The sequence below is a fragment of the Mobiluncus holmesii ATCC 35242 genome, from assembly GCF_000185445.1.
Taxonomy (GTDB): Bacteria; Actinomycetota; Actinomycetes; order Actinomycetales; family Actinomycetaceae; genus Mobiluncus; species Mobiluncus curtisii.
In genome coordinates, this window is sequence record NZ_GL622346.1 from 1,105,239 (window position 1) to 1,127,629 (window position 22,391).

General features: G+C 56.6%; 22 protein-coding genes, 2 tRNA genes and 1 pseudogene. 14 read left to right on the forward strand and 11 right to left on the reverse strand.

The window, feature by feature from the left end; genetic code table 11:
- Positions 1 to 6: 6 nt before the first annotated feature.
- Both HMPREF0576_RS04780 and HMPREF0576_RS04785 read right to left on the reverse strand, forming a co-directional pair.
- Positions 7 to 1,701, reverse strand: coding sequence for a ribonuclease J (locus HMPREF0576_RS04780; protein ID WP_004009320.1), 1,695 nt, complete (start codon positions 1,699 to 1,701; stop codon positions 7 to 9).
- 179 nt (positions 1,702 to 1,880) lie between these two features.
- A complete protein-coding gene (locus HMPREF0576_RS04785) occupies positions 1,881 to 3,290 on the reverse strand; it encodes a M16 family metallopeptidase (protein ID WP_004010912.1) in 1,410 nt (469 codons plus the stop codon).
- A 29-nt stretch (positions 3,291 to 3,319) separates the two neighbouring features.
- On the opposite strand from HMPREF0576_RS04785, the gene HMPREF0576_RS04790 reads away from it, so the two are divergent.
- Positions 3,320 to 3,874, forward strand: a complete 555-nt coding sequence (locus HMPREF0576_RS04790; protein WP_004010913.1) for a hypothetical protein — start codon at positions 3,320 to 3,322, stop codon at positions 3,872 to 3,874.
- A 147-nt stretch (positions 3,875 to 4,021) separates the two neighbouring features.
- Here the strand turns inward: HMPREF0576_RS04790 and HMPREF0576_RS04795 are convergent, their stop codons facing one another.
- Positions 4,022 to 4,393, reverse strand: a complete 372-nt coding sequence (locus tag HMPREF0576_RS04795; protein ID WP_004010914.1) for an RNA-binding S4 domain-containing protein — start codon at positions 4,391 to 4,393, stop codon at positions 4,022 to 4,024.
- Between the two features lie 9 nt (positions 4,394 to 4,402).
- On the reverse strand, positions 4,403 to 5,281 hold the full coding sequence (locus tag HMPREF0576_RS04800) for an HNH endonuclease family protein (RefSeq protein WP_392390503.1): 879 nt from the start codon (positions 5,279 to 5,281) through the stop codon (positions 4,403 to 4,405).
- A gap of 202 nt (positions 5,282 to 5,483) precedes the next feature.
- On the opposite strand from HMPREF0576_RS04800, the gene HMPREF0576_RS04805 reads away from it, so the two are divergent.
- From HMPREF0576_RS04805 to HMPREF0576_RS04820, 5 genes and pseudogenes are all read left to right on the forward strand, one after another.
- Positions 5,484 to 5,708: a hypothetical protein gene (locus tag HMPREF0576_RS04805; RefSeq protein WP_004007075.1), complete on the forward strand. Its 225-nt coding sequence runs from the start codon at positions 5,484 to 5,486 to the stop codon at positions 5,706 to 5,708.
- Positions 5,709 to 5,713: 5 nt separating this feature from the next.
- Positions 5,714 to 6,271, forward strand: a complete 558-nt coding sequence (locus tag HMPREF0576_RS04810) for a hypothetical protein (RefSeq protein ID WP_245527337.1) — start codon at positions 5,714 to 5,716, stop codon at positions 6,269 to 6,271.
- Between the two features lie 129 nt (positions 6,272 to 6,400).
- Positions 6,401 to 7,630: an amidohydrolase gene (locus tag HMPREF0576_RS04815; protein WP_004010917.1), complete on the forward strand. Its 1,230-nt coding sequence runs from the start codon at positions 6,401 to 6,403 to the stop codon at positions 7,628 to 7,630.
- Positions 7,631 to 8,237: 607 nt separating this feature from the next.
- A pseudogene (locus HMPREF0576_RS09540) lies at positions 8,238 to 8,555 on the forward strand (tyrosine-type recombinase/integrase); the annotation flags it as partial.
- Between the two features lie 406 nt (positions 8,556 to 8,961).
- Positions 8,962 to 9,177, forward strand: coding sequence for a helix-turn-helix transcriptional regulator (locus HMPREF0576_RS04820; protein WP_004007079.1), 216 nt, complete (start codon positions 8,962 to 8,964; stop codon positions 9,175 to 9,177).
- A gap of 299 nt (positions 9,178 to 9,476) precedes the next feature.
- Here the strand turns inward: HMPREF0576_RS04820 and HMPREF0576_RS04825 are convergent, their stop codons facing one another.
- A complete protein-coding gene (locus HMPREF0576_RS04825; RefSeq protein ID WP_004010920.1) occupies positions 9,477 to 9,608 on the reverse strand; it encodes a hypothetical protein in 132 nt (43 codons plus the stop codon).
- A 31-nt stretch (positions 9,609 to 9,639) separates the two neighbouring features.
- Between HMPREF0576_RS04825 and HMPREF0576_RS04830 the strand changes: the two genes are divergently transcribed.
- Positions 9,640 to 10,074, forward strand: a complete 435-nt coding sequence (locus tag HMPREF0576_RS04830; RefSeq protein ID WP_004010921.1) for a hypothetical protein — start codon at positions 9,640 to 9,642, stop codon at positions 10,072 to 10,074.
- A 200-nt stretch (positions 10,075 to 10,274) separates the two neighbouring features.
- Here the strand turns inward: HMPREF0576_RS04830 and HMPREF0576_RS04835 are convergent.
- A tRNA-Asn gene (locus HMPREF0576_RS04835) sits at positions 10,275 to 10,346 on the reverse strand.
- Positions 10,347 to 10,534: 188 nt separating this feature from the next.
- Between HMPREF0576_RS04835 and HMPREF0576_RS04840 the strand changes: the two genes are divergently transcribed.
- Together HMPREF0576_RS04840 and HMPREF0576_RS04845 are read left to right on the forward strand one after the other, a co-directional pair.
- A tRNA-Ile gene (locus HMPREF0576_RS04840) sits at positions 10,535 to 10,608 on the forward strand.
- Between the two features lie 229 nt (positions 10,609 to 10,837).
- Positions 10,838 to 11,815 carry a macro domain-containing protein gene (locus HMPREF0576_RS04845; RefSeq protein ID WP_004010922.1) on the forward strand — a complete coding sequence of 326 codons (978 nt, stop codon included), beginning with the start codon at positions 10,838 to 10,840 and terminating at the stop codon, positions 11,813 to 11,815.
- Between the two features lie 68 nt (positions 11,816 to 11,883).
- On the opposite strand, the gene smpB is transcribed toward HMPREF0576_RS04845, so the two are convergent.
- The 5 genes from smpB to prfB all read right to left on the reverse strand — a co-directional run bounded on the left by smpB (position 11,884) and on the right by prfB (position 16,938).
- Positions 11,884 to 12,423 carry an SsrA-binding protein SmpB gene (gene smpB / locus HMPREF0576_RS04850; RefSeq protein ID WP_036324539.1) on the reverse strand — a complete coding sequence of 180 codons (540 nt, stop codon included), beginning with the start codon at positions 12,421 to 12,423 and terminating at the stop codon, positions 11,884 to 11,886.
- Positions 12,424 to 12,506: 83 nt separating this feature from the next.
- On the reverse strand, positions 12,507 to 13,835 hold the full coding sequence (locus HMPREF0576_RS04855) for a M23 family metallopeptidase (protein WP_245527338.1): 1,329 nt from the start codon (positions 13,833 to 13,835) through the stop codon (positions 12,507 to 12,509).
- Between the two features lie 98 nt (positions 13,836 to 13,933).
- Positions 13,934 to 14,848 (reverse strand): permease-like cell division protein FtsX, encoded by a 915-nt coding sequence (ftsX, locus tag HMPREF0576_RS04860; protein ID WP_004010925.1) that lies wholly within the window; start codon positions 14,846 to 14,848, stop codon positions 13,934 to 13,936.
- Entirely contained in the window at positions 14,848 to 15,636 is a 789-nt protein-coding gene (gene ftsE / locus HMPREF0576_RS04865) for a cell division ATP-binding protein FtsE (RefSeq protein ID WP_004010926.1), read from the reverse strand. Before ftsE ends, ftsX begins: the two co-directional genes overlap by 1 nt.
- A gap of 171 nt (positions 15,637 to 15,807) precedes the next feature.
- Entirely contained in the window at positions 15,808 to 16,938 is a 1,131-nt protein-coding gene (gene prfB, locus HMPREF0576_RS04870) for a peptide chain release factor 2 (RefSeq protein ID WP_004010927.1), read from the reverse strand.
- Positions 16,939 to 17,013: 75 nt separating this feature from the next.
- Between prfB and HMPREF0576_RS04875 the strand changes: the two genes are divergently transcribed.
- The 5 genes from HMPREF0576_RS04875 (at position 17,014) to pstA (ending at position 22,386) form a co-directional block, all read left to right on the forward strand.
- A complete protein-coding gene (locus HMPREF0576_RS04875; protein ID WP_004010928.1) occupies positions 17,014 to 18,426 on the forward strand; it encodes a TrkH family potassium uptake protein in 1,413 nt (470 codons plus the stop codon).
- 10 nt (positions 18,427 to 18,436) lie between these two features.
- Complete coding sequence (locus HMPREF0576_RS04880; protein WP_004010929.1) at positions 18,437 to 19,141, forward strand: potassium channel family protein; 705 nt, start codon at positions 18,437 to 18,439, stop codon at positions 19,139 to 19,141.
- 150 nt (positions 19,142 to 19,291) lie between these two features.
- Complete coding sequence (locus HMPREF0576_RS04885; protein ID WP_004010930.1) at positions 19,292 to 20,218, forward strand: phosphate ABC transporter substrate-binding protein; 927 nt, start codon at positions 19,292 to 19,294, stop codon at positions 20,216 to 20,218.
- A gap of 75 nt (positions 20,219 to 20,293) precedes the next feature.
- Positions 20,294 to 21,319 (forward strand): phosphate ABC transporter permease subunit PstC, encoded by a 1,026-nt coding sequence (gene pstC / locus HMPREF0576_RS04890; RefSeq protein WP_245527339.1) that lies wholly within the window; start codon positions 20,294 to 20,296, stop codon positions 21,317 to 21,319.
- A complete protein-coding gene (gene pstA, locus HMPREF0576_RS04895) occupies positions 21,316 to 22,386 on the forward strand; it encodes a phosphate ABC transporter permease PstA (protein ID WP_004010932.1) in 1,071 nt (356 codons plus the stop codon). Before pstC ends, pstA begins: the two co-directional genes overlap by 4 nt.
- Positions 22,387 to 22,391 lie beyond the last annotated feature (5 nt).

Below are 22,391 nucleotides of genomic sequence, written 5' to 3' on the forward strand. Positions count from 1 at the left end.
CCTGAGCTAGTCAGCTTCCAACACCAGGGGCACAATCATGGGCGCGCGCTTCAATCGCTTGGACACCCAGCGTCCCAAGGTCCGGCGCGCGACCCGTTCCATATCCCGCACGTTGGCTTGTCCGTCCGCAGCTGCTGCACTCAAAGCGTCAGCGATAGCCGGTTCAATGTCTCTAAACACGTCATCATTTTCTGCCACTCCTCGCGCGATAACGGTCGGACCAGCGAGGATAGTCCCGGTGCTCATCTCCATCACCACGTAAACCGCCACAAACCCCTCTTGTGCCAGGACGCGACGGTCATACAGTTCAGACTCCCCAATCTCACCAATGGACGTGCCATCCACATAGATAAAGTCACACGGCACCTGACCCACGATCTGTGCCTCACCGTTCTTAACCTCCACGCAGACCCCGTCCTCGGCGAGCATGACGCGACGCGGATCGACTCCGGTCTTTACGGCATGTTTCCCATTGGCGACCAAGTGGCGAATCTCGCCGTGAATGGGCATCACGTTCTTTGGCTTCACGATGTTATAGGCATAGAGCAGCTCACCCGTGGCGGCGTGACCGGACACGTGAACCCTCGAATTACCCTTGTGCACGACCTGCGCGCCCAGACGAATGAGCTGATTAATGACGCGCCCCACCGAGTTTTCATTACCGGGAATCAGGGAGGACGCCAACACCACCGTGTCGCCCTGACCGATAGAGATTGTCCGGTGCGAACGGTTGGCTATCCGCGACAGGGCTGCCATCGGTTCGCCCTGCGAGCCGGTAGCCATATACACGCGACGTTCGGGGGGCAGGGAATTGACGTCCTTAAGGTCAATCAGCACGCCATCCGGCACGGTCATGTAGCCAGCCTCCGCGGCGATGGTCATGTTGCGTTCCATGGACCGCCCCACCAGGGCGACCTTCCGGTTAGATTTCGCGGCAGCGTTCAAGACCTGCTGCACCCGGTGGACGTGAGAGGCAAACGAGGCAACCACAATCTGACCGGTAGCGTGGAGGAATACGTCCTCAAGCACCGGCCCAATCTCACGCTCCGAAGTGATAAAGCCGGGTACCTCGGCATTCGTAGAGTCAACGCAGAACAAGTCGACTCCGGCTTCACCCCAGCGCGCGAAAGCGCGCAGGTCGGTAATGCGCCCATCCAGGGGCAGTTGATCCATTTTAAAGTCCCCAGTAATCAGCGCGGAACCGGCTTTCGTGCGTACCATCACTGCCAAAGCATCTGGAATCGAGTGGTTCACAGCGCAAAACTCGAGGTGGAATGGTCCCAAATCGAGCCGCTCGCCCTCCGCTTTGACCCGCAGGTTTGTGGTCGGCAGGCGATGCTCCATAAGTTTCGGTTCCACGAACGCCAGTGTCAGGTGCGAACCGTAGACGGGAATGTCCTCGCGCAGTTTCAACAGGTAGGGCACCGCCCCGATGTGATCCTCGTGACCGTGGGTCAGCACCACGCCTACCACATCCGCCATCCGGTCTTGGATATAGGTGAAATCCGGCAAGATGAGGTCTACTCCCGGCTGGATTTCTTCGGGGAACAGCACCCCGCAATCCACAATGAGGATTTTGCCTTCAGTTTCCAAAACGGTCATGTTGCGACCGACTTCACCCAGACCGCCCAAGGGCACCACTCGCAAGACATCGGGCTGGGCAGGTCCGGGTTGGGGCAGCTGAAAAATATCTTCACTCACGCCCCTATCTTAGCGGTTTCGCCCTGCTCCAGGCTGACGCACCCGCCCGGCGTGCCTGTCACAGAACAAACCGAGTGCATTCACGGTCGCCTGTGGCACTGCGGGACATTTCGTCTACCTGACGGACCCCCTGTCCGCCCTGTGAACGTCGGTGTCTTGACGGAAATAACGGGGACGGTTTATTCCCCCGGTCCTAACCGCACTTCAATAGTGGCGCGTTTCGCCAGTTCAGCCGCCCAGTCCCGGACTTGTGCAGCGGTGACGGCGTGCATCTGTTCCAGCTTCTCCGCTAACGGGATATAAGCCCCGCGCAGGATTTCAGCATGAGCCAGACGATTGGCACGCACGGTATTGTCTTCCAGGCTCAGCAGGGTGGCTCCGCGCAGCTGCCCTTTGGCTCGAGCTAGCTCGTCCGCGGGGATTGGGTCGGTGGCAATTTCTTCCAGTTCGGCGCGCAGTAACGCCGCTACCTCGTCCGCATTCGCCGGATTGCAGGTCGCGGTTAACCCGAAACTACCTGCGTCCCGGTAAGACGAGTTAAACGCGTAGGTGGTGTATGCCAGACCGCGCTTTTCCCGGATATTTTGGAACAGGCGTGAGCTCATCCCTCCGCCCAGGACGGTATTCAGCACATTCATCACGGGCATATGTTCATCCGCCACTCCCGGTCCCGGTCCGCCGATGATGATGCGACTCTGTTCAAACTTGCCGTCGACGATGAAGACTCCAGACTCAGGTTTCCAAGCGCCCTGACCTGCTGCGTTGAGACTGTTCCCGCAACGGTCAGCGGAGCTGTTCAGCGGGACGGCTACCGCGGTGTTGAAATCTAAGGCGGGTTGGGCGGGGTCAGGCGCGGATTGCCATTGCGACCACGGAGAGTCGGGACGGTGCAGCGCCCGCGCCACCAGTTCACACACCTGATCGTGATTGACTTCTCCCGCAGCAGCCACCACCAGGCGATCCGGAGCATATCCGACCTGGTAGTGAGCCACTATCGCCTCCAAGGTATCGGCTTTTACCGATTCAATCGTGCCGCCAATGGGACGCCCCAACGGATGAGTCGCAAAGACTCGGCGGGTAAATTCGTCAAAAGCCTGTTCGCTGGGGTTATCCAGCGCCATCGTCAGCTCGTCGAGGATAATGCCACGTTCCATCTCAAAATCGGCAGCGTTGAGCAAGGGCGCACACACCATATCCATCAGGACGTCAACCGCCATCGGCACGTCCTCACCCAAGACTTCTGCGTAGTAGTGGGTGCATTCTCTGCCGGTGGCGGCGTTAGAGTCGCCTCCGACCGCATCAAATTCCATAGCTATCTGATGGGCGGTGCGCCGCGTGGTTCCTTTAAACAAGAGGTGTTCCAGAAAGTGTGTGGAGCCACGCGCTCCCTCGACCTCGTCACGAGAGCCGCGCGCGACCCACAACGCCACGGTAGCGGCGCGGGTGCCCAGCATCTGCTCGGTGATAACGCGCGTTCCCCCAGGCAAAATCGTCCGGCGAATCGCCCCGTCCTCCAGGGTCACGTCCGCGCCGGGAGCACCTGCGGGAAGCGCCGGAAGCGGATCGGCAACAGGTTTCAAATCAGTCATAGTGACCCAATTTTACTAGACTGGTACGCATGTCCCAGCACAACTTTGGTAAACAGGAAAAACCCGACGATTCCGACCAGTCCCCCGCGCACGCAAATCCGGAGGGAACCCCTCGGGCGGGGAAATTTCCTCCTCCCAAACCCGGAAAATCTGCGCTGCCGAAACAATCGCTGTGGCGCTCCGCGGCGGACGTGTGGCCTTTCGTGTTGGGATCTTTCGGATGTGCCCTAGCGTCGTATTTCTTGACCTATGCCGGCTCAGCCTATGAACAGCCGAATTCGCTGACCACCGGAGCGACCGTCATGTTGATGGCAGCGGGAGCTTGCGTGCTGGCTGCCACCGTCGGGCTGGTTCACCTGGCGTTTTCTGTTTCCGCAAAAGTGTTGTGGGCGATAGGTGTCGGTCTGGGGACAGCGCTGTCGGTGGCAGCTTTCGTTGTGGCAGGGATGCACGTCGCCCCCGGTTTTGTGTTTGGTGTGACGTTCCTGGTGCTGTGTGTGCCGGGGTATTTCCTGGGTCGGCGCGCTGATGACTACCGCGCCCAGTTCCCCAAACGCAGCCATTTCCTGGGTGACTGGGATTAGGAATTGAGTCAGCAGCCAAGCTCCCGGAGCCGGGGGCGGAGCCGCGAGTGTTCCCGACCGCCCTGGCGCAACCACCCCACGATGCTGACTCTAACGCGGGCTAAACCCGACCCGAGAAGCTGACCGGGGACGCTTTTGCGCACCACTTCAAAAGGACGTCCGCCCGCGCAAGGCGTCAAGCTGACGGCGTTCCTTTTTGGTGGGACGTCCAGTGCCACGCGGTCGATAGATAACGGCAGCATTAGCGGGGTTCGTCAAGCGTTCCGGAGTGACGTCTGTATAGCATTTCACGGCTTCGGGCGCTCCTACACGCTTGGGAATCAGGGCTATGACCTTCAGGACTCGGTCAAAACCCGCGACTCGTAGCCGCACTTCGTCCCCCACCCGCACCGCGCTGGAGGCTTTCGCGCTTACCCCGTTGATTTTCACGTGTCCAGCGCGCGCCGCCGCGGTCGCAAGTGATCGCGACTTCACTTGTCGCACCGCCCACAGCCACACGTCGACGCGCATTTTATCCATTCCCCCAGTCTACTCGCTGCTGGCAGGCAGCGGTTGACCGGGGCAATTGCTCAGGATACGTTCCATCGCATCGCGTTCTGACGGAGTCACCCACAGCCGATATTTCGCTTTGACCGCAATCTGGCGAGAGACGTAAGCACATCGGAAACCCTGGCGCGGTGGCAGCCACGTCGCCGCGTCGCTGTCTGATTTTTGCTGATTGAGCCGACCGTCCACAGCCAGTAGGTTCAACGGATCGTTCGCCAGGGTTTCGCGCTGCGCGGCGCTCAAGGCTTGGGCGCCTTTCTGCCAGGCGTCGGACAGGGCAACGACGTGGTCAATCTGGATAGCCGCCGCCTGTGACTTGTGGAAATACTTAGTTTCGCCGGAATATGGCTCTGTCAGGGTTCCGCTCAGTACCACGCATCCATGGGTGTTTGCTTTCCAGGTCTTGTTGGTCAAATCCCGGTTCAGAATGTCGTTGCGGGTGTCGCAGCCGTTGTGGTCAATATCGCGCCATCGCCGACCGAATTCAGCCCGCCGATATCCGGTTTTCGGCGCCCGTCCTTTCACGGGCAGGGACGCCAGCGCTGCCGCAGCGTCCCCTGAGGTTTCCGGGGTGGGCGTGGTCGGGCTGGGTTCAACAGTAATTTCTGGGGTCGGTGTGGGGGAAGAGTCAGAAGAGGTGGGGGTGGGCGCACCGGTGACGCGTGGCACTTTGGGGGAGGTGGCGGGACTGGTGGAAGTGGCGGAGTCGGGAGCTGAATCGTTGGGTTTATAGCCCATCCCGCTGCCTAGCACTACCAGAATAAGCAACACCCCGACGCCCACCAGCAGCTTCTTAGTTGAGCTGATCTGTCTGGTCGGGGCTTTGCCTGGCTTACTGGTTGGCATCTGGTTTTCTTTCACAGCCCCATTCTAGGGTGAGGGGGTAATATAAAAATTTCGACGGTTGAGTACCCGGTATTTACAGATTTCTATTTACGCTAGCAAGCGGTCATGATTACCCCGGAAAAACATCTCCATAGTCTTTGATGCGGAAATTTGACCAAATATTTAAGTTTTTGTTAGGCTAGCCTTACAACGTTATTATCAGGACAAAGGAAATGTAATGTCAGAAGATGTTCAAAAAGAAGACCTTCAAAAGCAAATTGATGAACGACGCACCAATTTTTGCATGAATCTTTGCCCTGGTTGCAAGGCTGCTCGCGCAAAACAAAAGGGTTTTTGGTATCACACTGTGAAAGTATGTGATGACAAACTGTGTCCCTGGTGTGCTGCATATTATCGCACCCAAGGGAAACGCGCTTACGAGCCTCTCGATTCGGTTGAATGATTATCATGACACACCTGGAAGAGTACTATCAAAACAAACCCTACCCTTTCTTCATTGTGCACATGATTGCAATTGTAGGTTTTGTAGCCCTTCTCATTACTTCTCTAATTATGCTAGTAGCCCATAATTCAGGAACAGCCGTAATCGTTATACATAAGTTGTCTTCCTGGCTCTTAATGATAGGTCTGGTTATCAGCGGGGTCGAAGCTCTGGTTGTAAAGCTCTTTGCTCCGAGCGCAAAACGTAAACCTTTTGGTTATAGAATTCCTGTCTTAAAAGAAATAACCACCAGGCAAGAAGTCGCCATATATACCGCCTATTGTGTGCTGTCTTGGGCGCTCCTCCCCATTGTATTTATATTCGCGTTCCTCAGCGGTATTGGCGCAGTGGGGATTTCATCACCAGTGCTGCCCTTCCACACCATGGATCCAGGGTTGTTGGCTCGCTTCCACCACATTAGCGGTGCCTTATTTGTCATCATGATTATCCTGCACGTCGCACTTTCAGTTCCGGCGCGCCGGGCCAGAGAGAAAGCAAATCAGGCGATTAGTTCGAATAATTAATCATCTCTGAGGTTATTAATTCGCCGTTTATTTTTCACACTTCCTAATTTTTAGGCAATCCCCGGCAACCTGCCCTCACGGTCCAGGGGTCGCCGGTGGTATTCTGGCTTAAGAATTTGAGGAGCTATCATGAGCAATTTGGATATTAACGCAGCGGTCACCGAACTAGGTTCTTGGCAGGACGAAACCTATCAATGGCTCCACCAACACCCCGAACTTTCGATGTCAGAGACAGAAACCTGTAATTTTATCGAGAAACAGCTGCAGGACTTTGGCTACCAGACCGAAATAATCGGTGGGGGCGTGGTCGGAATACTGCGCAATGGCACGGGTAAGACCACGCTTTTCCGCGCCGATATGGACGGTCTGCCGGTGAGAGAAGAAACCGGGTTGCCTTATGCCTCCACCATCACTCGACGCGACCGGGACGGAAACGAAGTGCCGGTGATGCACGCCTGCGGGCACGACGTACACATTACTGCGGGTCTGGGGGCAGCACGAGTGCTAGCTGCGCATCGTGATAGCTGGAGTGGCACCCATATCGCCCTATTTCAGCCCGGTGAAGAAACTGCCGAGGGCGCAAAATCCATGGTAGCAGCGGGTCTGGTCGATAAAATTCCTCGCCCCGACGTGGCTTTCGGTCAGCACGTCCTGACCGGTCCCATGCCCACCGGCGCGGTCGGCACCCATGTCGGAGCAATTTTGTCTACGGGCGCGTCCTTGAAAATTACGTTGCATGGCAAGGGCTCACATGGCTCTATGCCTCATATGGGCATTGATCCGGTGGTACTCGCCTCGACGATTGTGATGCGGTTGCAGACTATCGTCTCGCGCGAAATTGATCCTTTCCAAATGGCAGTAGTGACTGTGGGGTCGGTGCAAGCTGGCACAAAATCGAATATCATTCCCGAACGTGCCACCCTTTTGGTCAATATCCGCGCTTATGACGTAGCGGTGCGCGAACACTTACTGACAGCCATAAAGCGGATTGTTAACGCCGAGTGTGCCGCAGCAGGCAGTCCGGAACCTGCCGAGTTTGAGCTTTATGATTCCTATCCCCTGACCGCTAACGACCCGCAGGTTACGAAAAAAGTGACGGAGGCATTTCTTGCCCACTTTGGTGCTGAACGGGTAGGCGATTGCGGTGAGGTTCCCGCCTCCGAGGATTTCAGCACTATCCCGGACGCGTTCGGGATTCCCTATTGCTATTGGGGCTTGGGTGGCTTCCGTGACGATGACCCCAAGTTTCCTAACCATAACCCCAAGTTCGCACCGGTCATGCAACCCACGCTAGCCACGGGCATCGAAGCCGTTCTAGCCGCGGTGATGGCTTGGTTGGGGAAATCGGAACAGGAGTAATGCCCGTTCAGCTTGAGGCGTCCCGGTCTGCTTTACACCGTTGAGAGCGCATTCCTCTGACGCGGTTATACGCCTGCACCCAGTGCTGAGATAGGTACGGGGGAAAACGGCTCAAAAGACCTCGATGCACCGGATACAAAAAAGCTCCCGCGGCTGGATTCGAACCAGCAACCTGCCGATTACTTCTTTTCCCTGCTTGGGATGTGGTTAAGGCGGCTTCTATTAAATAGCACATGAGATCTAAAACATGGGAAAACTGCGCTAGTGCATATTTACAGCATCTAAAAGCTGCCGGGCGCGCCAAAGGCACGATTCGGATCCACCGTTATTACCTGCAAGTCATGCGTGGGTCGCCCCATACCCCGGGTTGGTATCCCGGGAAAGGCTTGAGGCATGGCTTGCTGAGCATGATTGGAAACCGGAAACAAGACGAAGCGCCCAAGGTGTAGCTCACCAATTCTTCAAGTTCTTGGTCGAAGATGGCATTTTGAAAGATTCGCCAGCTAAATTTCTTAAACTCGTCCATGTACCTGACGGAGTACCCCACCCCGCGCCGGAATCAGCCGTAAGGCACACGCTACAAAATGCGCCAAAGCGAACCGCGCTCATGGTTAGGTTCGCGGCGCTTTGCGGGCTTAGGGCGTGTGAGATTTGCACTTTGCGAGGAAACGCCTGGGATGGTGGACTGCTGAGAGTAAAGGGCAAAGGTGGAAGAGTTCGGGTTATTCCGTTGCAGGATTCCACGCTGATTTACAGCCTAGAGAATTGTCCAGGTTGGCTATTCCCCGGACGTATTGACGGGCATTTGAGCGCGCAATACACAGCAAAGCTACTGGGTAGCGTACTGCCTCCAGGCGTTACAGGGCACTCCCTACGCCACCGGTTCGGAACTGTCGCGTACCGGGCAACCCACGATTTGCTAGCGGTAGGAGCTGTTATGAGTCATGTGAAAACTGACACCACTAAGCGCTATATTAGGCTGGATTTGGATCCATTGGCACGGGCGGTACAGACCGCGCAACTTTGACATGACAAATTAAAAAGATCTGGGGTGTTCCAACTTGACTTTACAGGCATATTCATGTAGAGTGTTGAGTGTTAGGGCAACCGCCCTAGCAATAATAAAGCCCCAAGCTGCAACTTGGGGCTGAGAGGAAAGGAAGATTGAGATGATCGCATTCATCGAAATCCTGATTTCCCTTCCTGAAGCTATTCTAGCGCTGATTCTCATTTTTGAGAAGATGCACCGGAACAGCAAGGAAGATTAGGAAGTCGCCCCGTCCCCTCACCGGGGGGCGGGGCTTCCTCTGAAATTCACCAAGGGGGCTATCATGTTTCTTTCATTGCAGGGCGTGGCTGAGTATGCCGGGCTTGCCTATGGCACTATCAAGGCCTATTTCGCACGAGGCTATCTCCCTGAACCTGATGTTGCAATCGGTATGCGCGATAAAGTCACAGCCTACGGCTGGTCTACCGACACTATCGACCACTGGCTAGCCAATCGCCCTGGACGCGGGGCGCGTACCGACTTAAAGCGCGCTAAATAAGTCCGCGCTGGATTTTTTCGAGTTCTTTCCATAGGCGAGTGTGGTTTTCTCTCGCGTCTGCTGTAAGGTTTTGCAAATCGTCGTGTAATTCGCCTTGTCGGTGTCCTAGGCTTTTTATACGGTCGTCTAGCATGTTGATAGCGTCGCGCATGGAAGACCCATGATTTGGTTTCATTTCTTTTGCTGTTGATTTCACATAATACCGCTCAGGATAGCGCCGATGCCTTGCAGGTCGGTGAGTCAGGTCGGCATTTATTCCACCTCTTCATCAGGTTTTTGGTTGCGTGTGGGTCGGTAAGCTAGAGCGGTTCCAGACCCCGGCAATGCGCAAGCGCCTCCCGAGCCTCCACCAAAGCCGCCCTCAAATGCCGCCCCGCACGACCCACCGCAATAGATTCATACACAGGCGTTAAAGTGTTCGTTTCAATCATTATTAGGTGCCTTTCTCAGTAAAGTAGCCTCATGGGCATTTTTGATGGACTTCGCCAAGCCTGGGCTGAAGCGGGCGAAAAGGTAGAACAGGACGCGAAAGCCAAAGCTCGCCAGCGCGGCGCGCAACCGATTAACTGGGATACGTGGGACAAAGGCCGCTATGTCGCGGGCGTTACCTTCAGGCAAAAGCAGATTAAGCTCCTGCTTGCCAGTGAGGGCATGAGGGGCGATCCACAGCGCGGGCAAGCATTTTTCCTTAAAGGGATTATCAAGCCTGAGCCTACAAACCCCAAGGATTCTGGCGCGATTGCGTGCATATCCTCGGGAATCCAATTCGGGTACATCCCGAAGGAAGGTCAAGCCGCGATTCGAGCACGAGCACCCAAGGGAAACGGCTGGACTGCCAAAGCCACGTACGCCTTTTGGCCAAAAGAGGGCACCTGGGTAGCCAAATACTGGATTTAGCACTTCACACCATCCAGAGTGATAGGTACACCCGCGGCGCGTAGCCGTTCAACGTCTCTTAATGTCCAGGGCGTTTTACTAGGCGTTGGAAAGGCGTTAGCGCTTGGCAACTCGATGAACTCGACGCGGTAGCTACGTTGCTTAACCTGTCAATTCACGATTTGATAACTCCCCCGCGAGGTGGTCTTGGGTATGAAAAGCTCCCGCGGCTGGATTCGAACCAGCAACCTGCCGATTAACAGTCGGACGCTCTGCCGTTGAGCTACGCGGGATTGCGGATTAGATTCTAACAGAACTTTTTCACAAATGTCCACTCGCTGCGAGATTACCTGTTTTTAACTGGCACAGTCACGTTTTCCCTCCGCGATATTTCGCCGATTCTGGCCTCCGTAGCCGAAAAGTTTTAATTCCCGGCGTGCAGAAATACCACCTCAGCACGGGAACTTGTTAGGATGTTTACGCCCTGTTAGCTCAGTCGGTCAGAGCAGCGGACTCATAATCCGTTGGTCGTGGGTTCAAGCCCCACACAGGGCACCGCTCAAAACTTTGCAATAGCAATAAAAACGCTCATCAAGGTGTCGAGCAAAATCCCTCCGTGGGGTCTACGTGGGGTAAGCGAAAAAGTTTCGGCGTGTCTTAATGGTATTCCAACCCACCCACTAACCGGAAAGAAACAACAATGAACACACTCACCCCGCCGCACCCCACGCGACGTTTATCTCGCTTCACACTAGACTGAAAACCTAGCCGAAAGGGAACGAATATGCAGATTCATGCGATTGGCGGAGACCTCACCGAAATGAACGTGGACGCGATTGTTAACGCCGCGAATTCCGCATTGCTGGGTGGAGGTGGCGTCGACGGGGCGATTCACCGCGCGGCGGGACCTGAGCTGCTGGCGGCATGTCACAAGTTGCGGGCGACGCGCTTTCCCGATGGTCTCCCGGTGGGGCAGGCGGTCGCCACCAGGGGGTTCAATCTGGCGGCGCGATGGGTCATTCACACCGTGGGACCCAACCGTCACGCGGGACAAACTGACCCGCAACTGCTGCACGACGCTTTTGCGAATTCTCTGCGTGAAGCTGCACGCGTAGGCGCCCGTGACGTGGCGTTTCCCGCTATATCTGGCGGTGTCTACGGCTGGGATATGGCACAAGTCGCGCGCATCGGTGTGGTTGCCGTGCGCGAGTACGCTGCCCAGACGCAGCCCCCTCACATCGCTTCGGACGCTGCTGCGTCCCAAGACCAGACCCCAGACACCGCGCTCCCGATAGATAACGTGTACTTTGTGTTGTTCTCCCCGGAAGCGCTGGAGCTGTTTCAAGCCGAAATCGCCCGGACCGAGACGGACGATGATTCCTGGCATCCTGAGGACTACGAGCTGGCGCCAGGGGACACAAAGACCCACCGTAATGGCATGACCTTGGTTGACGCCTATTGGATTCCTGATGCGGAAGTCGCCTCGTATCGCGCCGATCGCAACGCGGCAGCAGCTGCCTACACGGAGGCATTCCGCGCCGAGGGCTACCGGGTGTTTCGGGAATGGGCAGGTTCAGAGGACGGCGAGGCCATTACCGCCAGCGACAGCGCCGGGAACCTCCGCGCCATGATGCACTTGGATCCTCAGGCGGTCCAGGAATGGCAGGAATTCTCGGCAAAGTATGGCGCCAATGCCCATGCGGAGCTGGTCAAAGCCATCCGTGCCGAGCATCAATATCTCAAGTCCGCGCCGTCAGATTGACCCCGTCGCGCGGGGAGAGCCGCTCCCCTACGCTGTCTCGGCACGCTGGGTTTCCTGCCCCACAGTGGTTACCGGGATCGCCGGTTCGCCTCCCGCAAAGCTCGCTGCGCCTCGCGGTCGTCCTCGCGCTGGCGGATGGTTTGGCGCTTGTCCCATTCTTGTTTGCCTTTCGCCACCGCAATCTCGACTTTGGCACGTCCGCCCACAAAATACAGCTCTACTGGCACGATCGTGTAGCCTTTTGCCGCCACAGCCCCTTCCAGCTTTATGATTTCGCGCTTGTGCAGCAACAGTTTGCGTTTCCGTTTCGGGGCATGGTTCGTCCAGGAGCCATAAAAGTATTCCGGGATGTTGGCGCCTTGCAGCCAGGCTTCCCCACGGTCCACTTCAACCCAGGCTTCTGAGAGCGAAGCCCGTCCCATCCGCAATGCTTTGACTTCAGTGCCGGTCAGTGACAGTCCCGCTTCGTAGCTGTCCTCCAAGAAATAATCGTGCGCAGCCTTTTTGTTCCGGGCGATGACTTTCTTGGCATCTGACTCTGCTTTGGCACGCTGAGAGGGGGTCAGTTTCCCCGATTGACCCGCCCCGTTAGCAGCTTTTTTACCCATAGTGTGCAATTTTAGCGCAAAAGCGTGGTCTGCCAACTTTTCCCCGGTACCGTGAGTACTCCCCACGTCGGGTCATTCGCTGTCTACAGCACGCCCATTGGATTGATAGTTTTCCCGTTTTGCCATACTTCGAAATGCAGGTGACACCCGGTCGAACCGCCGGTGGAACCAACCAACCCGATGACCTGCCCCTTTTGCACAGAAGCGCCGACGGAAACTTTGAACTGGGACTGGTGGCGGTACGTGGTCTGCCACTTGGAACCGTTGATGGTGCCGTGATTGATATAGGTGGATTTACCGCCGGCACCTTCCCAGCCGGCAAATGTCACCGTACCGGACTGTGAGGCGTAAATCGGGGTTCCGCAAGCAATCCCGAAATCCGTGCCGGCATGAAGCCGCCGCGTTTTCGTAATGGGGTGGACGCGGTATCCATAAGGCGAGGTCACCGATAGCGATGAGAGGGGCGCACCAAAAATTCCTCCCGAGATGGAGCGTGCCGGCATAGTGTCCGGCTGTTGATTCAACGCGGCAATTCGCGCGGCTGCCGCCGCCTGCGTGGCTTGTTCTTCCGCGATTTGCTTTTCAAATGCCGCCCGCTGATTGTTCAGCTGCCCCTGCTGGGCAACCTGTTTTTGTTGCAGTTCCTGGAATTCGCCCAGTTTGCGCTGTTGTTCCGCGCGGGCTTCATCCGCAGCTTGCACCGCCTGCTGAGCCTGTGTCTCCAGTTCTCCGATGCGGATACTCACGGCTTCTTGGCGAGCACGGGCGTTGTTATTGGCTGCATTGGCTTCTTGAGCTTCCACGATGGCACGATTTTGCGATTTGGTCGCCGTGGCTGCCACCTGGGCACGCAGCGTGAGTTCATCCAGGGACTGTGAATCCAGCAGCAGGGAAAGTGGCGAGGTTTCCAGCATCGCCCCGCGATATGCCATGCGTGCCATCTGACCGATAGCGACTTGGGTTTTTTCAATGGTTTGCTCACCCTGGGCGATTTGTTCGCGTAGCTCGGTTTTTTGACGATTCGCAATTGCCAGCCGGCTTTGGATTTGCTGATGTTTAGCTTGTGCGTCTGCCAGTTTAACCTGCGCATTGGCAACTTCAGTTTGCGCCACGGGGATAGCTGCCTTGGTTTGTTCCAGGGCGACTGCCAGCTGCACCAGATTCGCGTTGACTCCCTCTAGCTGGGACGCTAATTCGGCTTGTTTCTTTTTCGAGGCAGCCTGTTGCGCTTCGAGTTTCTTGCGCTCTTCGGAGTTTTTGTCTGTCCGCACGAGTCCGGTCGCGCTCGCTCTCGGGACCGTAGCGTTTGCGGGGGTGAACGGCGCGTTGGCATAGCTGAGCGACGCTGTGGACATCGAGGCAATTCCGATTGCCGCCAGTGCCCCCATGAGCGCTCTCATTTTGCTTCGCACGTGTTCACCTCCTTTTCCGGTTTTCCCGGTAACGCGCTGTGCTAAAAGTTTAGCTAAATACCGAGGTTTTTCCCGTCTGAAACATCGCCCGCGGTGCCCTAAACTCGGGTGTAGCGGTTCAGGGATGCTGCCGAAGCTACGACAGCCAGCAGAATGGCTGCTAGCACCAGGAACGGCGCGATGAGCAGCACATCGTTGGGCGAAATCAGCTCGACTACCCCGGAGAGTCCCGACAGCCAGGATCCGACCAGGAACTTTACGCTTGCCCACAGAATCGCTACCGAACCGAGGGCACCAATCGTCGCCGCGACCGCGCCCTCCACCATAAATGGCAGCTGCACAAACAGGTTCGAGGCTCCGACCAGGCGCATAATGGAGGTTTCGCGTTCCCGGCTCATCGCGGAAAGGCGGATTGTGGTGGTAATCAACAGGACCGCGGCGATAATCATCGCTACTGCCAGCCCGACAGCCAGGTAGGTCGCCTGATGCAGCCCGGTCAACAGTTTTTCCAGAATCTGCTTTTGGTCAATGACTTGGGCAACCCCGTCGCGTCCCTGCAGTTCTTCAACGACCACCCGGTACTGTTCCGGGTTCTTTAGCTTAATCCGGAACGATGCAGGCATCATGTCTGCTTTAACATATTGGTAATACTGTTCGGTCCCTGCCAGCTTTTTGAAACTTTCGAAGGCTTCTTCTTTCGTCTCGAAATACACATTGTCGATGTATTTGCTGAGCCGTTCGGACTTCAGCTGTTCGTCAATCGCCGCAATCTGTGCTTCAGTGGCTTCTTGACCGTTACAGTTGGGAGACACGTCGTCTTTGGTACACATCGACACGGAAATTTCGATTTTGCCGTACCAGGTATCGCGCAGGTTATTAATCTGCATTTCTGCCAGCACTGCTGACCCTACGAACAGCAGGGACACACAGGTCACGATAATCACCGCGACCGTCATCGCCAGATTGCGTCGCAAGCCCTGACCGACCTGGGATAATACGAAAGTTAGTCGCATTATTTCCGACCTCCTCTCCGTGCCGCGCCCACACCTTTCGGTTTCGGAAATGCGCCCAAGCCCGCAGCCGAGCTTTCAGCAGTGTCGACGCCACCCTTTGGCGCTGAGGCTCCATAAATGCCACGTGCCTGGTCGCGTACGACCCGACCTTCGTCCAGTTCAATGACGCGTTTGCGCATCTGGTTCACGATTTCTTCGTCGTGGGTCGCCATCACCACGGTGGTTCCCGCGCGGTTGATTCGGTCCAGTAGTCTCATGATGCCCAAGGACGTGGCGGGGTCGAGGTTGCCGGTCGGCTCGTCTGCCAACAGGATGGGCGGACGGTTCACCATAGCGCGGGCGATTGCCACGCGTTGCTGTTCGCCGCCGCTGAGCTCGTGGGGGAAACGCTTGTCTTTGCCACCCAAGCCGACCATTTGGAGTACTTCGGGGACGACCCGGCGGATAATCCGACGCGGCTTGCCGATGACCTGCAGAGCAATCGCGACATTGTCATACACGTTCTTGTTTTCCAACAGGCGAAAATCTTGGAACACTACGCCCACTTGGCGGCGCAACGCCGGCACTTTCCACCGGGACAGCCGCCCCAAGTCCTTGCCCAAGACCAGGATTTTCCCTTCCGTGGCGCTTTCTTCGCCGAGGACCAGCGACAGGAACGTGGACTTGCCCGATCCGGAGGTCCCGACCAGGAACACGAACTCGCCCCGTTCAATAGTGAGACCCACGTGATCCAGCGCTGGTCGCGCTCCCCGCTTGTAAATTTTGGTGACGTTGTCGAACGTAATCAACCTTTTCTGCTCCCCAGTTCAGTTTCAGGTACGATACCAGTCTATTTATAACAAAACGATAAAAACGGAGTGACACCCGCAGAAGCGCAATCAGCGGGAAATCTGCGATTAATCCGGTTGCTTTGACCGTCTGCGCGGGGTGACTCCCCCGGCTCGTTCCGGGTACGGCACCTACTGGTCGCAGTGTTTTTCTTGATGTTTGCGCCAGCGAATCGCCGCATCGATAAATCCGTCCAGGTCACCGTCGAAAACGCTGTCGGGGTTGCCCGATTCATAGCCGGTTCGAAGGTCTTTGACCAGCTGTTGCCCATAGAGGAAATAGGAACGCATCTGGTCGCCCCAGGAGGCTTTGACATCCCCTGCCAGCTCTTTTTTCTTATCGTGTTCTTGCTGGTGGCGCAGCATTAACAGGCGTGACTGCAGCACGCGCATCGCGGCGGCGCGGTTTTGAATCTGGGATTTTTCGTCCTGCATGGAGATGACGATGCCGGTGGGCAGGTGGGTCAGGCGCACCGCGGAATCCGTCGTGTTCACGGACTGACCGCCCGGTCCCGAGGAACGGAACACGTCTATCTTAATGTCGCTTTCGGGCACTTCGATATGGTCGGTCGTTTCAATTAGGGGTATGACCTCTACCGCCGCAAAGGAAGTCTGGCGCTTGCCCGCCGCGTTAAACGGGCTGACCCGCGCCAACCGGTGCGTCCCGGCTTCTACTGATAGCATCCCGTACGCATAGGGGGCATCAACCTGGAATGTTACCGATTTAATCCCCGCTTCTTCCGCATAGGACGTATCCAGCACTTTTGTAGCATAGTGGTGTCTCTCGCAATACCGCAGGTACATCCGCAGCAGCATCTGCGCAAAGTCGGCGGCATCCACCCCGCCCGCCCCGGAACGAATGGTGACGACCGCGAAGCGTTCGTCGTATTCCCCGTTCAACAGGGTCTTTACCTCCATCGCGTCCAGGTCCTGTTTCAAAGTTTCATAGGTTTGTTCCGCGTCAGCGAGGATGGCGTCCCGGTCCTCTCCGCTTTCTTCTGCCCCCAGCTCGACCAGGGCTTCCATATCGTCGATACGGGCACGCATCTTTTGCAGACGTTGCATATCGGCTTGTGCTGCCGAAAGTGATTGTGTGACTTTTTGGGCGTGTTCCTGGTCGTCCCACAAGTCCGGGGCGGCGGCTTGTTGCGTCAGGTCAGCAATCTTTTGCGTCAACAGTTCTGGGTCCATCACCGCTGAAATTGTCGCGAAAGACGCACGCAGTTTCTCAATCAGGGGTTGAAAATCATCGGGAGAAATCACCTTTTTACCTTACTGGTAATCCGCTGTGGTTCCCAAATAAGTTACGTGGCGCACTACCGGGTTTATACTTGTCCAGTGGCTCGTATCTCCGAGTTTAATCCCGGTCGCAAGATTTCAGCAGCATTCCTGATAACTATCCTGGTGGGGACGGTATTGCTGATGCTTCCGGCATCCCGGAGCGGTACTGTGGTCGCCACGACTTTCGATGTTGTTGCTCCCCACGCTATCCCCACCGGGGTTCCTGTTTTTGGTCCAGCGTTTGCGGGCGGCGCTCCCCTGTCGATTGCCTTGTTCACTGCTGCCTCTGCCACCAGTGTGACGGGATTAATCGTGGTGGACACGGGCAGCTACTGGTCTGCTTTTGGTCAGGCTGTCATCTTCCTGCTGATTGAGTTGGGCGGTATCGGCACCATGACGATGGTCACACTGTTCGCTTCGGCGTTGCGCAAACGCGCCACTTTTGAGGATCGCGCGATTGCCAAAGTGTGGTTCGGCTTGACTCCGCGGGAAGTCCGGCATTCCGTGGGGCAAATTGTGGCGGCTTCGCTCTTGTTGCAGCTGGGGTTTGCTTTCCTCAATAGTCTCTATCTGTGGTTTTCCGGCCATGCCACCTCACCGTTGCAGGCGCTGGCACACGGGGTGTTCCTCACGGGTTCCGCTTTTAACAATGCCGGGTTTGCTCCTTATCAGGATTCTTTGATGAGCTTCAGTACTGAGCCTTTCCTGCTGTTGAGTCTGGGGGTGCTCATCGTGATTGGAGGCTTAGGATTTCCCGTGTGGCTGATGCTTTACCGCAACGGCTGGCATTGGTGGAAGTGGGGCATGACCACCCGGATTATGCTGCTGGGTACCTTGGCGGCGATTGTGTTCGGCTGGGTAGCCATCACGATTTTGGAATGGCACAATCCGCATACTTTTGGGGCGATGCCGGTTTCGCAGCGTTTCCTCAACGGGCTGTTTTGCTCAGTCTCCCCGCGCACCGCGGGCTTTAACTCTGTTGACATTTCTCAGCAATACCCCGAAACCTGGCTAATCACCGATGGGCTGATGCTGATTGGTGGGGGTCCTGCCGGGACTGCGGGCGGGCTAAAGATTACTACGGCGATTGTGGTGATGGCGACTCTTTGGGGCGAGATTCGGGGTGCTCACGCTATTAATATTTTGGGCTGGCGCCTGGCGCGTTCGGCACAGCGGCAAGCCTTGGCGGTGCTTTCGCTGTTTTTCGGGCTGGTCGCGGTGGGGTCTTTCCTGCTGATGCTCTTTACCCCTTTCAACCTCAACCAGTGCCTGTTTGAAATCTGTTCCGCCTTGGGGACCGTGGGTCTGAGTACTGGAATAACTCCCCTGTTGCCTGTCGCGGCGCAATTCATGGTCATAATATTTATGATTCTGGGACGTATCGGACCGTTGACCTTAGCAGCGGCCCTCGCCACCCGGAGACGACCGGTAGCTTACGAACTGCCTCGGGATCATCCCCTTATCGGTTAGGACGACACAAATGAGCATATTTAATACGAATTCTGCCCCGGAGCCCCCCGTTCATCCGACCGGGAATCCACAAAGCGCGGTCGTCATTGGCTTGGGACGCTTCGGTTTGAGCATGGCGACCGAGTTGGAAGCCAGTGGCGTGGAGGTGCTGGGCATCGACTGTAACCCAGAAGTGGTGCAGCGTGCTTCGGCGCTAATTCGTCACGTGGTACGGGCGGATGCCACGGATAAGGAGGCGTTAGCCCAGCTGGCAGTCGATGAGTACGCCTGCGGGGTGGTGACGATTGGTGGCGACCTCGCCGCCTCCATCCTGAGTGCCTCTGCCCTGCTGACCCTGCGCTGTCCTCAGGTGTGGGCAAAGGCCTCCAGCGTGGAACAGGGCGAAATCCTCAACCAGATGGGTATCACCCGCGTGTTTTACCCGGAATCCGAGATGGGTTTGCGTGCCGCCCACCAGGTCGCCCAGTCTTTCGAGGACTATATCGACCTGGGACATGGGTTTGCCCTGGTTATCACCAGTCTGGGACCGCGTTACTGCGGAAAGACCTTGGGTGAACTCGACGTACGTCGCCGCGATGGATTCTCTATTGTGGCGATTCAATCCCCCGCTGACACTTGGGAGACCGCTCACGCCAAAACGATTTTGTCCCCTGCTGACCGGGTGATGGTGGTGGCGCCCACCAGGATTATTTCCAAGATTACCCGGCGAGATTAATCAAAATTTCATGTAATCGTAAAGCAACAGGGAAATTGCCCTAAAGTAAAATTATTTTACACAGTCTTAACATTAGCCCCGCGCTAGCCTTAACAATCCTTTCTTACTATCTGACTTGAGAGTAAAAGTTCGAGGTATGAAAGGAACACCATGAAAATCTCTCGTATTGGCGCGATTTTTGGCGCTGGCTTGCTTTCCATGTCTTTGTTGACCGGCTGTGCGGGCGGTGGCAATCAGACCGCCTCCGGTACTGACGCCGAGTCCAGTGCAGCGACTCCGACTCTGAGTGGCACCGTCACTGGTTCCGGCTCCTCCGCGCTGCTGCCCTTGGCGAAAGCCGCGGCCGAGGCTTTCATGCAGGATAACCCCAATGTGACCGTAACGATGAACGGCGGCGGTTCCGGGGAAGGTCTCAAACAGGTTGCTGCCGGTTCCGTGAACATCGGTAACTCTGACGTTTTCGCTGGTGAAAAGCTCGATGCGACCCAGGCCGCCGACTTGGTCGACCACAAGGTTTGCACCATCACTATGGCTCCGGTGGTCAACAAAGATTTGGGGGTAACGAACCTCACTACCACCCAGCTGACCGACGTCTTTACCGGCAAGATTACGAATTGGAAGGAAGTTGGCGGTCCGGACGAAAAGATTGTGTTGGTCACCCGTCCGTCCTCCTCCGGTACTCGTGCCCTGTTTAAGACCTGGGCACTGGGGGGTGCCGAGGAAGCCTCCAACCAGTCCCTTGAGACCGACGACTCCGGTACTCTGCTGCAGACCGTGTCCCAGAACAAGGGCGCTATCGGCTATGTAGCACTGTCCTATCTGGTCGGCAAGGACGAAGTGCAGCCGGTCGCTATCGACGGCGTGAAACCGACCTTGGAAAATACCTACAGCGGTAAATACAAAGTGTGGGGCTATGAACACATGTACACCAAGGGCGACCCTGAGGCGGTGACCAAAGCATTTCTTGACTACATGATGGGCGACAAGTTCGCTGCCGACCTGGAAAAAATGGGCTACGGCGTGTCCTCCAAAATGTCCGCCCAGGCCGCCGCTTCTCACCCTGACCCCGTGGACTAAAGAGACTCAGGCGCGACTGTACTAATGGCGACCACGGCTTTTTCGGTGCGGGAGCCTGGATCGATGGAAATGCAGATGACTGAACCTGACGTGTCTACTCGTCTCAACTCCACAGATTCAGCGCTCCCGCAAACGCGCAACTCCGCAGCTGGGGCGGGCTTATCTCCCGCTCGACCGCGGTTCGACTCGAACGGGGCGGATAAACGTTTCCGTTTGGCAGACAAAATCGGCGGGACCATTGTGGCGATTGCGGGCATTTCCCTCATCGCGCTCACGGTCGTGATTGGTCTGTTCCTGCTGTACAAGGGTTCTTTCACCTTTACCGCGTTCCAGCATTCCATCGGGGAATTCCTGTTTTCCCCGGACTGGGATCCGCAGGACAGCCCGGACTTGACTCTGCGTGGCAGTGTCGGCGCCCTAATCTTTATTCTGGGTTCGCTGATGACCTGTTTCCTGGGTCTGGTCATTGCTACGCCTTTCGCGGTAGGAGCCGCCGTGTTCATCACGGAAATCGCTCCGCGCGCAGGCGAGCATCTGTTCCGTCCCGCGGTGGAATTGTTCCTCGGTATCCCTTCCGTGGTTTACGGCTGGGTCGGATTGACCGTTCTGGTGCCTTTTATTCGTGACTATTTTCACGCCTCCCTGGGCGGCTATTCGGTCCTGGCGGCGGGCATCGTCCTGGCGGTTATGATTTTCCCGACCATCACCACCGTCTCTGCCGACGCAATTACTGCGGTTCCCTACGACTACCGCGAGGCTGCCTACGGTCTGGGGTCTACCCGCTGGCAGTCGATTTGCCACATTGTCCTGCCTGCCGCGAGGAAAGGCATCTTGACCGGCATTATTTTGGGTCTAGCCAGGGCTTTTGGCGAGGCTCTGGCGGTCGCGATGGTCATCGGCAAGACTCGCGCTCTGCCGGTCGATATTCTCTCTCCGACCAGTTCCTTGACCACGGCGATTACCGCCGACATGGGCAACACCACCAACGGCGGGGAACACAACTCGGCATTGTGGGCCATGGCTTTGCTGCTGTTCCTCATCTCGATGTTCTTTATTTTTGTGATTCACCTCATCGGCACTGAGAGAAAGCAGAATCAATGAATATCGCTACGACTACCGCTTCGGGGCTTTCCGCTCAGATGGAACACCGCATTCGTCGCGCCAAGAGCGTCAACAACCTGATGACCGGCGTCTTTGGCGCTATCGGGGGTTTCTTCCTGTTGTTGATTGTGGCGCTGGCGGCATACATTATGGTTCGCGGTTTGCTGAGTTTTGACCCCGTGTTCCTCAGTTTCAGCCATGACGGCATCATGAACCAAGTGTTCAACACCGTTTACCTGGTGTTTTTGTCCCTAATTGTTTCCGTTGCTCTGGGTGTCCCCGCCGGAATCTACATGGCTGAATACGCTCCAGAGAACCGCTGGACCGGGTTCATCCGCATCTCTATCGAGTCGCTGTCCTCCCTGCCTTCCATCGTGGTCGGTCTGTTCGGTTACCTGGTCTTTATCCTCATGGTGGGGCAACAATGGAACCTGTTGGCAGGCGCTTTGGCGGTTTCGATACTGAATCTGCCCCTGGTCACCACGTCTACCGAGTCGGCTCTCCGGGCACTGCCCTCGGACCTGAAGTACGGTTCGGCGGCCTTGGGTGCGACCCACTGGACCACCATCGTGCGGGTGCAGCTCCCAGCAGCTCTCCCCCACCTGATGACAGGAGTGGTGCTGGCGGCTGAACGCGGTTTTGGGGAGGCTGCCGCCCTGCTTTACACAGCCGGTATGTCCACCAACATCAACTGGTCCTCCACGGACATTACTTCCCCCACCAATGCATTCAACCCCATGCGCCCCGGCGAGACGTTGTCGTTGCACGTGTGGGCGATGCGTACCGAAGCGGTGGAACCCAACGCGGTGGACATCGCTAACTTCTCTGCGGCGGTGTTGGTGCTGATTGCCCTGCTGTTCTCGATTTTGGTTCGCACCATCACGAAACGGATTCACGCCGCCCTGGCGGGTCTGTCTGACCCGGCTTCCCAGGGCGGTACAGGCAGGTGGCGCCGGGGCAACGCTGAACCTCCCGCCCCCGCTACTGACACGATGAATCGCCCCAAATCAACTATTGACGCTACGAACTTCACCGACCGTTTCCACACTGATAAAGGAAAGGAATAATCACT